Origin of the sequence: Salinisphaera aquimarina, assembly GCF_042643355.1 — a bacterium.
Lineage (GTDB): Bacteria > Pseudomonadota > Gammaproteobacteria > Nevskiales > Salinisphaeraceae > Salinisphaera > Salinisphaera aquimarina.
Genome location: NZ_JBHRSS010000001.1, coordinates 509,248 through 523,112, shown reverse-complemented (window position 1 = coordinate 523,112; position 13,865 = coordinate 509,248). Strand labels below are relative to the sequence as shown.

Genomic DNA, 13,865 nt, shown 5'->3' with positions numbered 1-13,865 from the left:
AACGTTTCAGCGCGCACAGGCCGGCTGATCCGTGCCATGCTGCAACGCGTCAAAATGCGAGTGTAATCAGTATTTTCACCTCCATCTCTAGCGCCTGATTGCGATCTCGTTTATTGTCAACGCGGGGCATTCTAAAAAGAATGCGTGTCGCATTCGACACGTTCATCAGCAAGGGAGAATTAGCCGTGCAATCCATGCATTCCTCTGGTATGCGTTGCGCCAAGCCGTCTGCAGGCTTTGCGCGCGCCGTATTCGGAGGCGAGTCCGGTGTCCGCCATTCGCGCGTGACCCGATTCGCCGTCCTCACGTTATTGATTGTCATGGTGGGCATCCTGCCGGCCTGTTCCAGCGGCAGCGGCGGCAGCAACGGCTCCGCGAACCCCCGTGACGAAGTCACCCCGCAGGGGCTGATCTTCACCTATCCCTTCAATGGCCAGAGCGACGTCGTGCTCGACACCACCATGGTGGTCGATTTCGGCGGCGCCGTATCGGGCGACGTGTCCGACGCCTTCGCGCTCCAGATCGACGGCGACGACGCCCAGCCGCCGCTCACGGCGACACAGGACGAAGACCAGCCCAATATCATTCGACTGACGGCCAGCGCCGATCTGCTGCCCAATACACGCTATGACGTGGTCGCCACCGATTCGATCGCCGGCGGCAACACCAACTTCGATGCCGGCGACCGCGTGTTCTCGTTCATCACGCGCCCGGCGGAAGGACGCCCCGCCGACGGCGACTTCAAGGTCACGACCGTCACACCCGGCGAAACCAATGAAATCACCGGCGAGAAATCCATATTCGCCCAGTTCAACGCCATCCGCGTCATATTCAACGAGCCGCTGGATCCGGCCACGGTCGACGATTCCACGTTCGTGGTCACCGGCCCGGACGGCGAACAGATCACGACCGGTACCAACGGCGACGCGACCCAGGCGAAACTCACCGCGCTTGGCCGCTATATCGTCTTCGATCCGACCGAAGACCTGCTCCCGCCCGGCAAGTACACCATTTCCTGGACCTCGGACATCGTCTCCGAGTTCGGCAAGCCGCTCGTTGCCGGCAGCCAGACACGACAGGTCCTGAGTATCGGCAAGCCGATCCCCCAGACCCTCACGATCGAAGACACGGGCACCAACCCCGATGACCTGCCGGATAACAACCTCGACGGCATGGCGACCAATAACGTCAACATCTCGTCGAAGCTGATCGCCTCCAACGACCAGCCGGTCGTCGGCCCCGGCGACGTGGACGGCGCCGCGGCGTCCCGCGTCGCTCGCGGCGTCGAAACCACGCTTTCCACGCCCGGCCAGCCCGGATTCGGCGACGTCTTCCCCGCGGTCATTCGCGCCGGGCAGAAATTCCAGCTCAAGGGCCTGAGCCTGTCGCTCAACGGCGATATCGCCACCCCGATCGACCCGAGCGGTCTGATCGACGTCAACTTCATCAACGATGTCGATGTCTATCTGATGGCCAACGACTATCGCAATATCGAAGCCCCCACGGCAGTACGCCTGCGTTTCGATCTCGGCATCGGCACCCTGATCACCGCGACCGCGGGCACGCCGGAAAACATCATTCAATCGCTGGCCAACGGCGTATTCAACCAGACCGTGCTCAATATCCAGGCCGCGGGTCTGGCCGTGCCGCGCGCCAACGGCGATCTGGCGATCAGCACGATCGGCACCTTCCCGATCAACGTCAACCGCACCGACAACGCCACCACCGACTTCCAGCTCACGCTGGTGCTGCCGGCCCTGCCGGACGATCAGATCGATGTCGCCGCGGATCAGCTGCCGCCGACTGTGACCGCACAGTCGCCCACCGCTTGTCTCTATGCGTTCGGCTCTGCAGCCTACAATCCGGTGTTCGCATCTCTGGGTGCGTCGCCAACTGCACTTCCGGAACAGCTGTGTACTGATGGCTCACCTGGCGACGACGACAGCGCAGCGATCAACAGTTTCCCGATCGAGTCGAGCCCGGCCATCACCTTCAGTGAGCCGCTCGATCCGACCAGCGTCAATCCGGGCAGTATCATGCTGACCAGTGACGCGGGCGACGTCCCCGCCACCTATCGCGTGGAAGGCTTCAGCATCGTGATCGACCCGATCAGCCTGCTGCAGCCGAGCACGCAATACACGATCATGCTCAATGCCAGCGACACGCTTAAGGATCTCGCCGGCAACGCAGTGAGCTTCGAAAACACACTGGGCCCCGGCCAGACGATTGCGTTCACCACCGAACCACAGGTCGAGACCAGCCCGACGCCGCCGCTGCTGGGCACCCTGTCGCCCGGTATTCCCTGCGCGCTGGAGGGCGGTGATTTCAACTCGGGGGGTGATACCGCCGGCCATTGCGTCGGTGACGACCCGGGTATGGACGCCGATGGCAATGATATTGCTTCGGACGATTTCCCCGTGTTCACCAGCCCGGCCAATGTCTCGGTCGACGGCTTCTTCTCGAAGCTCGTCGACAGCGACTCGATCGTGCTGGCCAATGGCTGCCTGACCGCCGGCAGCGGCGATGCGAACAGCAACGCTGGCGCCACGGTCGCGGTACAGCAGATGAACGGCAGCGGTCAGTGTGTCGGCGCCGTGCCGGGCGAGATTGCACTCGCCAATCAGGGTGACGCGCTGACCCGCGGCTTCAGCTTCCGGCCGTCGGAAGACTTCCAGCCCGGTACGCGTTACTGGATCGTGGTCTGCGGCACCGACGGGTCGTCGTGCAGCAACCAGATCGTGGACGCCGACGGTACCGCACTGAATACCAATCCCTTGAATGGAACCGGTTCGACGCCGCAAGCGGCGACCACCCAGCCCCCTGCGGGCGGTCCGGATATCGTCATCCCGTTCGATGCCACCGCGGCCAGCGACGACTACTACGCCAACCAGTTCACACTGCCCGAGTCCGACACCAACGGAAACGGTCAGTTCGACGACGGCGAAGTACCCCAGGCAGGCAACCGTACGCTGTTGACGCTTACTACCGAGTTATTGGGCAACTCCTTGATGATTCCGGGTGAGCAAGCGGATGGTCGTTTCGCCTCATATCTGTCCCTGGCAAGGCCGATCGCCATACGCGACACGATGGAAGACTGCGCCGCGCTTGATTCAGTGGCGAACGCTGACGGGTCGAGCGCTGTCGGCAGTACGCCTAACGAATGCATACGCGTCTCGTTGCTACCGGGCGGTATCAATTCGCTGACAGGCGTTGATATCGACATCTCCCAGCTAAGCGCTACAATAACTGGTGCAGTAGGCGGACCTCTGGACCAATTGGTTGGCGCAATCGTGGACCAATTAGCACTGGTCAACGAGGATCCCGATCAGGGTCCGACGTCCCCTATTGGAGAGATCCCCGCGGTAGGTAATGCGATAAACGGTCTACTCAGCACTGTCGGCGGCCTACTTGGTGGAAACCCAGAAATGACCCCCGAAGAGGCGGGTGGCCTACTGGGTCAGATTCTTCCACCTGATAGCCAAATAGCCCAGCTGTTCTCGATGCTGCTTAATGATGAGACGACTGTAGGTAGTCTGCTCAATCAACTTAGCCAGCCTGGAGATCTAGTAGGAGGACTGCTAAGTGCGCTTCTCGACGATGCGGGACTCGGTGATACAACCGCATTGCGTACTGGTCGAATTCTGCTGCGATTCCCCAACGATGCAAACACCGACGGTACCCAGTCGGGTTACATCGTGGATAAATGCACGGGCACCTTCCCCGCGCGCACTGATGCCGACGGCAACGTCACCAGCCCTGCAGTTCCGTACGACTTCGAGCCCTGCTTCGCGGCCTCGCTCACGCTCGTCGCCAACGCACCGGACGGCCAGGGCGTGGCACTGGATCAGCAGCCAATCAACGTCAACATTGTCGGCCCGGTGACGTTCGAGCAGAACGGACGCCTGGCAATATCGGTGAGGAATTCGAACAGATTCCGGCTGAATGCAACGGCGCTCAATTTGCTGCCTGCAACGGCCACTGTGGATCCGGGCGGCCTGAACTTCCAGCTGGTCGGCTCGCCGGCGCATGGTGGTCGCGAGTTCCCGAATCGTTAAATGACACGGCGTGACGACCCCGGCTGCCTTGGGGGGCAGCCGGGGTCCGTGCCTCTCTAACAAGATAAAACGTGACAAGGAGAAGGGAGATGAATCAGGACACAACGTCCAGGCGCCGTCTGCTGGGCAAGCGGGCCGCCGCGGTGATTCTTGCGGGAACCAGCCTGCTGGTGGCGGGATCGGCGCTGGCACAGGGCCAGATGCGCGGCGACGGCGCCGATAACTCGGGCTCGGACAAGTTCAAGGCGGAGAGCGAGCCGGGCTTTTTTGCCAAGTCGTTCGACTACGTCAAGCACAACAGCTACTTCCGTATCGGCGTGCTGCATCTGCAGTACTACGGCACCAGCTCGCCGCTGCGTGTCGAGAACGCTCAAGGGCTGGCTGCGCAGGCGTTCGGCCCGGGCAAGAGCGAGATCGCCCATACCGGCTCGTCGACGGGTAACACGACGACGCTGGGCGGCACCTACGGTCTGTACCTGCCGCTGACCGGCCACCACTTGGCGATGGAAGTCACGCTGGCGCCGCCGCTGAAGCTGGACTTCGAAGTCTCCAAGAACGCGATCGACGAATCGCTGTCGCCGACCACGAAGAACGGCATCCCGACCGGAGTACCGCCGCTGGGTCGTTCGATCGGAACGCTCAAGACGCTGCCGCCGAATTTCACCATCGTCTACCGTCCGTGGGTGGATACGATCATCCAGCCGTACATCGGCGTCGGCGCCATGTATCTCTACACCTACGACACCGACGTCTCCAATACCGTGCTGAACGCATACGGCAATGAGCCGACGCTGAACCTCACCAAGCCGGTCGCCTGTGTGGGCCAGCTCGGTGCGGACTTCCAGCTGCCCAACAACATGTTCATCACGGCGGACGTGAAGTACGTGGGCTGTGCCACGGTCGAAGCGAAGGTGAACAACATCGTGGTCAATTCGCCCACGCTGAGTCCGACGGTCGGCCCGATCGACGTGGGCACCGTCAGTTCATCCAACGATTTCAAGGCCGTGCTCTATCAGTTCTCGTTCGGCATGCATTTCTGATCGCTGCGAACACGCAGGACTTCCAGGCCGCCCGGTCATCCGGGCGGCCTTTTTTGTGGTCATCGGTTTTCAGCAGCACCGCAGACTGCGACTGCAGGAACGCACATCGCGAGACAGCGCACGCGTCGAATCGACGCAGGATCGGCGGGCAAGGACGCAACATCAGCGCCCCCACCACCGTTGCAGAAGCCGAGCAGTAACGGCAACGCCCCTGCCTGTGGCCGGCATACACAGCCTTGATACTGTCCTGCGCCGCCGAGAGCAGCCGTGCTGTCGCGTTCGTCCTCTGCGCCTGAGGAAACCCCGTTTGACATCAGACAACGGCGCGCCCCGCCCCTCGCAGAGAGGCTGGACGACCGGCGCGGTCAGCCCGCCGCGGCGACGATCCGGAACGCCAGCTGGCGCACCGCTTCCGACATGGCGCGCCCGATCGCGGCTGCGTCGCGGTTGGCCGCCGGCAACGGCTGCTGAATGAGACTGTTATCGCGAGCGATGACCGTGTCGTCCTGAGTATCGGTAACGGTCCAGCGTGCGGACAGCACGACTTGCCCGGAAGGCTGGGGCTCGAACGTATCCACCTTCACATCGACCTGATAGGGACGATCCCGTTTGTTGACCAGTTTCTCGTCGATGGTCTGTTGCAGCAGGCGGGTCATGGCCACCGGCAGCCGCTCGGCCCATTTGCTGTCCGGCAGGCGCGTGAGCACGTATTCGTCGGTACGCAGCTGTACGTCATAGCTGTCCAGATATTCCGGCATCTGGACGCGCCGCACATCCCACCGGCTCGCCCGGGTGGTGGCACGCTCACTCTGTGGCGGCGACAGCAGCACATGCTGAACCGGCGGCACGCTGGCGCAGGCCGACAGACCGAGCAGGCAGACGGCGATCGCGCCGCCCTGGAAAACTGATTTCATCGTGACTCTCCAAAGAGGATCGAATTCGGGTCGCGCTCGAGGGTTTCAGCGAAACGACGCAGGGACGCAGCCCCGGCGGACAGATCACGAATCGCACTCTGGATATCCTGACGATCATCCGAGCCGGGATCGGTCAACGCCTCGAGATTGCTGGAAATCGAGGTGAGATTCTTGCTGGTCGCCTCGGCGTTGTTGAGCAGCCGACCAATCTGCGCATCGCGCGATACCAGCTGGTGATTGACGTTGTCGGTGAGCTCGCGCAAGCCGGACAGCGTCTTTTCGATCTGGGTGTTGCTGAACGTGATCGTGGTCCGGGCCGCCTGCATGGTATCGCGCGCGGCGTCGCTGGTCTGGGCCAGATTGGGCCCCAGCGTGGTGATGAGCGCGTCCATGTCGTTGGCGAGCGTCACCATCGATTGCATCGTCTCGTTGACCGTGGTCAGCGTCTCCTTCCAAGGCAGATCGCTGACCGTGTCCTTGAGCTGCTCGATCTGGGATGGCACCGCCGGAATCTCGGGATAGGCGAGATCCTGCTTTTTGGCGACGAAATTCGGTTTGCTGTCGGGCTGGAAGTCGAGGTTGACGGCCAGCTGCGACGTCACGTAACTCCATACCACGAGCTGCGCGCGCAGCCCGCGGTCTACCAGTTCCTGCGTGGTGACGTCCCGCGTCGAGCCGTCGCCATCCATCATCACGGTGTTATTGGCGCCCACCTCGATCGTCACCCCGATCCGCGCCTTGCCGAGTTCGGGGTCGAGCCGGAGCTGCACGTTCTTGACCGTACCGACCTGAACGCCGCGAAACAGCACCTTCGAACCGTTGGTCAGACCCAGCACCGATTGATCGAAAAAGATGATCGCGGTGCGATTGTCGCTGAGCAAGCGGGTACCGCCGAAGGCCAGCACCGCCGCCACGAACAGCACGATCGCGCCCAGCAGAAACAGGCCGATCAGGGTATAGCTGCGGTTACTGGCCATACGGGAATCCTCCCAGAATCAGCGTATTGCGCCCATAGCGATGGTTACGACGCACCCGCCGCGACCTCGCTGGCAACGGAGCTGCGATTGAGAAACGCACGCACCCGGGCATGCTCGGCATGCCGGACCAGGTCACGCGGGTTGCCGTGCGCGATTGCGCGGCGGCTCTCATTGTCGAGATAGATGCTGTCGTCTGCAATGGTGAATATACTCGGCAGTTCATGGGTGACAGCGACCACGCTCAACTGAAGCGCGTCGCGCAGGTTCATGATCAGCGCATCCAGACGCTGCGAGGTGATCGGATCGAGGCCGGCGCTGGGCTCGTCGAGAAAGAGATAGTCCGGATCGAGGGCGATGGCGCGGGCCAGCCCGGCGCGTTTTTGCATGCCCCCGGACAATTCGCTCGGCATGCGCTTTTCCTGACCGGCCAGGCCGACGAGCGCCAGCTTGAAGGCCACCTGATCACGAATCTCGGCCGCGCTCAGGCGGGTGTGTAGCTGCATGGGCAGGCCGACGTTCTCGCCGATGTTCATGGAACTCCACAGCGCGGTGCTCTGGAACAACACGCCGATACGCCGCTGCAGTGCCGCCCGCTCGGCGGCGTCGCGGGTCCACAGGCGCTGACCGTCGAAACGGATATCGCCCTGGTCGGACTGCTCGAGATCGATCATGTGGCGCAACAAGGTGCTCTTGCCACAGCCGGACACGCCCATGATCACGAAAATACTCGCGCGCGGCACGTAGAACGACAGCTCCTGCTGGACGAGCGTATCGCCATAGGCCAGGCGCAGGTCGCGCACGACGATGCCCTCATCCAGCGATTGTGCCTTGTCGAGCTCGGCCATGGGCTAGCGTCCTGTAACGTGCAGTGGGCGAATAGCGAGCAAGCGACCGATGCAGGTAACGCTCGTGTCACACAGGGCACGATAACCGACCCTCGCCCTGCCCGTGGCACGCCGCCACGCGGCCACGCAGCGACGCGGCTTGGCTTGCGCCAACACTAGATCCCCAACGCGTTGGTACACAGCGCGAACACGGCGTCGATCAGAATGATGCCGATGATCGATACGACTACGGTGCGCGTGGCCGCACGCCCGACCTCGGCGGCATTACGCCCGGCGCTCATCCCCAGATGACAGCTGGCCAGCGCGATCAGGATGCCGAAACACACGGCCTTGACGAAGCCGATCACGAAATGACGCACAGCGACCGCGTCTTCTAGACGCCCGAGAAAGCTCGCCGGTGAGGTGTTGAGCACGAGATCGGCCACGATCATGCCGCCGCCGATGCCCAGCGCGGCGGCATAGAGAAACAGCAGCGGCATCATCAGCGTCATCGCGGCCAGGCGCGGCAGCACCAGAAACTCGAACGGCGAGACGCCGATCATGCGCAGGGCGTCGATCTCCTCGTTGGCCTGCATGGTGGCCAGATGAGCTGCAAACGTTGCCCCGATACGCCCGGCCATGATGAATGCGGTCATGATCGCCGCCATCTCGCGAGCGACCGCGATACCCACCAGATCGGCCAGGTACAGACCGGCACCGAACGCCGCCAGCTGCACCGCGCCGACGAAGCCCAGCACAGCGCCAATCAACAGATTCACGACCGTCACCACGGGCAGCGACGACGCGCCGGTTTCGCGCAGCAATGCCACGAAGTCAACCCAGCGCGCCTGCGCCTTGCCGGTGGCGAGCCCGGGTGTTGCCGACGCGGCGTTGCCCACCAGCCGGGCCACGATACCGACCGTATCGAAACGGCTGCGCCCGGCGGCGCCCAGACGGGCGACCCAGCCTGCACGTCGAACCGGCGGCGAAGATTCGCGCTCGGCGGGCCGGGCCAGATCCACCAGCGACGCCACGCTCGCCGGCAAGGCGTGCAACTCCACCTCGACACCGGCGCGGCGCAGACGCTGCACGAGCGTATAGACGAGCGCCGCTACGCGCGGGTGGGCGCTATCGAGGCCCTGCCCGTCGATCACCACACCGTCGTCGGAGGCTAACGATCCAAGCAGGCGCTTCGCCAGCGGACCGGAACTGGGCAGACGCGCCGCGCTACCCCAGTCGCCCGCAAGCACGAGCGCACGACGACCGTTCTGATCCTCGATGCGATACAGCGATGATTGTCGGGCAGAGGCTAGCGCCACGAATACAGATTGCCGGGAGAGCTCATGTCGCTATTTTGACATGCCCGTCGGTGTCGCATGCGCATCGTCCGCCGGCGCATAGCTGTCGCGCGTCGCCTGCAGCCCTGGCGTCAGCGAATCGCTGTTCTCGGTCCAGCCTCCGCCAAGCGCCTTGAACAGGTCCGCGGTCGCGGTGAAACGGTCGCGGATGGCTTCCGCAATATCGAGCTGGCTGCTGAACAACTGGCGCTGGGCGTCGAGTACGTCGAAAAACGCGGTACGCCCGGCCTGGTAGCGCAGCCGCGCCAGACGCACCGTCTCCCGGTAGGCATCGACCTGTTGCTGGACGGCTTCGAGCCTCTGGTTGGTCAGATCGACCGCGACCAGGGCATCGCGCACTTCCCGGAAGGCCTGACGCACGGTCTGGCGATACATGATCTCGGCCTCGTCCTTCTGGGCGACGGCGGTATCGTAACCGGCCTGCCGACGACCGAAATCGAAGATCGGCGCGGTAATAGCACCGGTGATGCCCTGTGTCTCGGCGAACGGCTCGAACAGATCATCCACGTCCAGCGCTTCGGTGCCGATCATCGCGGTCAGATTGAAGGTCGGGAAGAACCGCGCCTTGGCCACGCCGATATTGGCGTTCGCCGCGATCAGCGATGCCTCGGCGGCGCGGATATCAGGCCGACGCTCGACCAGAAGCGAGGGCATGACCACCGGCAGCTCATCGGGCAGATGCACGTCTTCGAACGTGCCCGCCTCGATCTGCGGGTCGGCCATGATCTCGCGCGGCGTACGTCCGGTGAGGATCGCAAGCGAGGAACGCAGCTCGCTGGCCTGCTGCTTGAGCGGCGGCAGCTGGGCGCGCGCGGTTTGCAGCAAGGATCGCGTCTGCAGCAGCGTGAGCTTGTCGATGGCGCCGTACTTGTAGCGCTGCTCATCCAGATCCATGCCTTTCTTGCGGGTGGCGATGGTCTCGTTGGTCACCCGGATCTGGCGCTCGAGCGCGAGCAGCGACATGTAGTTGGTCACCACATCACTGACGATACTCAGACGCACGGAATCCTTGGTATAGGCCGACGACAGCAACAGCGCGCGCGCCTGTTCGTCCGCGCGGCGCAGGCCACCGAACACGTCGAGTTCATAGCTGATCGAACCCGCCACCGAGAAATAGTTATAGCGCACGCCCGAGCCGCCGGCGCTCGACGCGCCACCGGACTGGCCACCGACGCCACCGCCCCCGCCGGAACTCGATCCGCCCGAGGACGGTACCGCGCCACTGGTCTTCTGGCGGGTCGCGTTGGCCTGGCCCTCGATCGAGGGGAACAGGTTGGCGTTGGCCAGACCCAGCTGCGCCCGGGCTTCCCGGAAACGCGCCGCCTGCAGCGCGATATCGAGATTGTCGTCGAGCGCGTCGTCGATCAGCTTGTTGAGCTGCGGATCGCGATAGCGCGTCCACCAATACGCCATGGCGTCCTGCTGTGATTGACTCAACAGCGTGGAATCGAAGGCCGACGCCGGCAGATCGATATCCGGACGTTTGTAATCCGGCCCGAGCGTGCACGCCGACAGACCGGCCACGGCCAGCAGAAGCAGGGCCTTACGCATCATGTTGTTCCTCATTGTGCTCTTTTCGACCCCGGCCACGGAGCTTGTCGGTGCCCTTCTCGATCAGGTCATAGAACATGGGCACGAAAAGTATCGCGAAAAAGGTGGCCGCCAGCATACCGCCGACCACGGCGGTACCGATGGCATTTCGGCTGTTAGCCGATGCGCCGGTCGCAAGCGCAAGCGGCAACGTGCCCAGGATGAATGCCAGCGACGTCATCACGATCGGCCGGAAACGCAGCTTCGCCGCCTCGTACGCGGCCGCCGCCGGTGATTTGCCTTCCTCGCGACCCATCACCGCAAATTCCACGATCAGAATCGCGTTCTTCGCCGCCAGGCCAATGAGCACCAGCAGTCCGACCGAGAAGTACAGACTGTTGTCGATACCTCGCAGCCACACGGCGACATAGGCGCCCAGGGCCGCGAACGGCACCGCGGTGATCACCGCCAGCGGCAATGTCCACTTCTCGAACTGGGCCGCGAGAATCAGGAACACCATCACCACGCCGAGCGCGAAGGCAATGCTGCCCGAGCTGCCGGCGCGTTCTTCCTGATATGCCGTACCGGTGAATTCGAAGCGATAGCCCGACCCCAGCGCGTCCCGCACGACCTCCTTGATCGCGGCGTTCGCCTGACCGGTACTGTAGCCGGGCGCCGGCGACCCCATGATCTTGGCCGCGGGGAAGATATTGAAGCGCTCGACCACGTCGGCGGCCGTCGTGCGTTCGGTGCTCACCAGAGAGCTGACCGGAATCATCTCGTTGGTGGAATCGGAGCGCACATACACCTTGCCCAAGTCCTCCGGCTTCTGGCGATACGGCGCGTCCGACTGCACGTTGACCTGCCAGTTCCGGCCCAGCAGCGAGAACTGATTCACGTAGAGCTGGCCGAAAGTCGACTGGAGTGCGGCGAACAGATCGCCGATGGGCACACCCAGCGCCTTGGTCTTCTCGCGATCGACCTTGATCTTGTAACGCGGTACGTCGGTGGTCAGCGTGGTGCGCACCTGGGTCAGTTCCGGGCGTTTACTGGCCGCCGCGACCAGCTTGTTTGCCGCTTGCTGGAGTGAGTTGTAGTCACCACCCTGGGTATTCTGCAGATAGGCTTCGAAACCGCCGGTGGTCGACAGACCGATGATCGGCGGCGGATTGAAGGCGATGATCTGGGCATCGGGAATCTGCGCGCCGATGCCGAACGTCTGATTGACCAGCGAGAACGAATCCTGGCCTTCGCCGCCGCGATCGCCCCAGTCCTTGAGCGTCAGGAACGCGATACCGGCATAGGTACGCTGGGCGCCCGCGAGAAAATCGTAGCCCGGCACGCTGACCACACCACCCACGCCCGGCATGCTGGCGTGAACCTTCTCGTAGAGTTCATGGCTGACATCGCTCGTGCGTTGCAGCGAGGCCGCCGGCGGCAGGCGATAGATCGCGAAGATATACCCCTGATCCTCCTGCGGCAGCAGCCCGGACGGCACCCGTGCGGACACCAGCCAGATGGCCACGAGCACGCCGACGAACAGAACCAGGCCCAGAATCACGCGCTTGAGCAGCAGATTCACGCCCCACAGATATGCGCCGGTAGCCTTGGCAAAGCCCTTGTTGAACAATCGAAACGGCAAGGCGCGTTTTTCCTTGCTCGGCTTGAGGAACAGGGCGCACAACGCCGGCGTGAGCGTCAACGCCACGAAACCGGAAATCGTGACCGATACCGCAATGGTGATCGCGAACTGCCGATACATCTCGCCGGACAGTCCGCCGAGAAAACCCACCGGTATGAATACCGCATTGAGCACCAGCACGACCGCGATCACCGGAACGGTGACCTCCTCCATGGCCTTGATCGCCGCCTGTCGTGGTGGCAATCCCTCCTCGGTCATGTTGCGTTCGATATTCTCGATCACGATAATCGCGTCATCGACCACGATGCCGATGGCCAGAATCAGCCCGAACAGCGTCAACAGGTTGATCGAGAACCCGAGTGCGAGCATGCCCGCGAAACTGCCGATCAACGCCACCGGTATTGCCAGCAACGGAATAAGCGTCGCGCGCCAGTTCTGCAGGAACAGGAATACCACGATCACGACCAGCACGATCGCCTCGATGAAGGTCTCGATCACTGACTCGATCGATGCCTCCACGAATTTCGTGGTATCGAACGGAATATCGTAGGCCAGCCCCTTGGGCAGCGTCTGCCCGAGTTCGTCCATACGTGCGCGGATACGCTCGGCCGTGGCCAGCGCATTCGCGCCCGGCGACAGATAGATCGCCGCGGGCACCGCCGGTTTGCCGTTGAAACTGTGGCTGGTGGCGTAACTCTGCGCGCCCAGTTCGACCCGGGCGACATCGCTCAGGCGCAGCACCTGGCCATTCTCCTGCGTGCGCAGGATGATGTTCTTGAACTGATCGACGTTGGTGAAACGCCCTTCCGTGGAAGCGGTGTACGTGAACGCGGTCTTGCTGTCGCCGTTGGGGGTGGCCCCGAAACTGCCGGCGGCGAACTGCGAGTTCTGCTCCCGGATCGCGGCCTGGACGTCGGCCGGCGTCAGCCGATAGCGCGCCATCTTGCTCGGATCGAGCCAGATGCGCATCGAGTAGTCTTCGGTCGAGAACAGCCTTGCATCACCCACGCCGTCGATACGCTTGATCGCGTCGATGATGTTAACCAGCGCATAGTTGCTGATATAGGTCGTGTCAAAGCTCTGATCCGGCGAGTAGAGCGTGATCACCTGCAGAATGCTGGTGGAACGCTTGCGCACGGTCACGCCGGTGGCACGCACCGTATCCGGCAACTGCGACAACGCCGACTGCACGCGGTTGTTGACGTCGATGGTCGCCTGATCCGGATCCGTGCCGATGGCAAAGGTCACCGAGATCTGCAGCGTGCCGGAGTCCGACGAGGTCGAGGTCATGTAGAGCATGTCCTCGACGCCGTTGATCTGCTGCTCCAGGGGCGCGGCCACGGTATCGGCGATATCCTCGGCGCTGGCGCCCGGATAGTTCGCACTCACCACGACTTCCGGCGGCACGACGTCGGGATACTGCGAGATCGGCAGCGTGCGCATCGAGATGATGCCGGCGATCGTGATCACGATCGCGATAACCGTCGCGAAGACCGGTCTGTCGATGAAGAATTTTGACAGCATG

8 protein-coding genes are annotated in these 13,865 nt (G+C 63.0%); 2 read left to right on the top strand and 6 right to left on the bottom strand.

The features are described from left to right. The first annotated feature begins 284 nt into the window (after window positions 1-284). Both ACFOSU_RS02410 and ACFOSU_RS02405 read left to right on the top strand, forming a co-directional pair. Window positions 285-4,055, top strand: coding sequence for an Ig-like domain-containing protein (locus ACFOSU_RS02410; RefSeq protein WP_380686093.1), 3,771 nt, complete (start codon window positions 285-287; stop codon window positions 4,053-4,055). Window positions 4,056-4,144: 89 nt separating this feature from the next. Further along, the gene (locus ACFOSU_RS02405; protein ID WP_380686091.1) at window positions 4,145-5,095 is read left to right on the top strand and encodes an OmpW family outer membrane protein; all 951 of its coding nucleotides are present in this window, start codon (window positions 4,145-4,147) and stop codon (window positions 5,093-5,095) included. Between the two features lie 365 nt (window positions 5,096-5,460). On the opposite strand, the gene ACFOSU_RS02400 is transcribed toward ACFOSU_RS02405, so the two are convergent. The 6 genes from ACFOSU_RS02400 to ACFOSU_RS02375 form a co-directional block, all read right to left on the bottom strand. Continuing rightward, a complete protein-coding gene (locus ACFOSU_RS02400) occupies window positions 5,461-6,009 on the bottom strand; it encodes a PqiC family protein (protein WP_380686089.1) in 549 nt (182 codons plus the stop codon). Then, a complete protein-coding gene (locus ACFOSU_RS02395; RefSeq protein ID WP_380686087.1) occupies window positions 6,006-6,986 on the bottom strand; it encodes an MlaD family protein in 981 nt (326 codons plus the stop codon). Before ACFOSU_RS02395 ends, ACFOSU_RS02400 begins: the two co-directional genes overlap by 4 nt. A gap of 44 nt (window positions 6,987-7,030) precedes the next feature. Next, window positions 7,031-7,831, bottom strand: a complete 801-nt coding sequence (locus ACFOSU_RS02390) for an ABC transporter ATP-binding protein (RefSeq protein WP_380686085.1) — start codon at window positions 7,829-7,831, stop codon at window positions 7,031-7,033. 155 nt (window positions 7,832-7,986) lie between these two features. Further along, window positions 7,987-9,129 carry an MlaE family ABC transporter permease gene (locus ACFOSU_RS02385; protein ID WP_380686083.1) on the bottom strand — a complete coding sequence of 381 codons (1,143 nt, stop codon included), beginning with the start codon at window positions 9,127-9,129 and terminating at the stop codon, window positions 7,987-7,989. 30 nt (window positions 9,130-9,159) lie between these two features. Continuing rightward, window positions 9,160-10,722, bottom strand: a complete 1,563-nt coding sequence (locus ACFOSU_RS02380) for an efflux transporter outer membrane subunit (RefSeq protein ID WP_380686081.1) — start codon at window positions 10,720-10,722, stop codon at window positions 9,160-9,162. Further along, window positions 10,712-13,864, bottom strand: a complete 3,153-nt coding sequence (locus ACFOSU_RS02375) for an efflux RND transporter permease subunit (protein ID WP_380686079.1) — start codon at window positions 13,862-13,864, stop codon at window positions 10,712-10,714. The genes ACFOSU_RS02380 and ACFOSU_RS02375 overlap by 11 nt, the downstream gene beginning before the upstream one ends. Window position 13,865 lies beyond the last annotated feature (1 nt).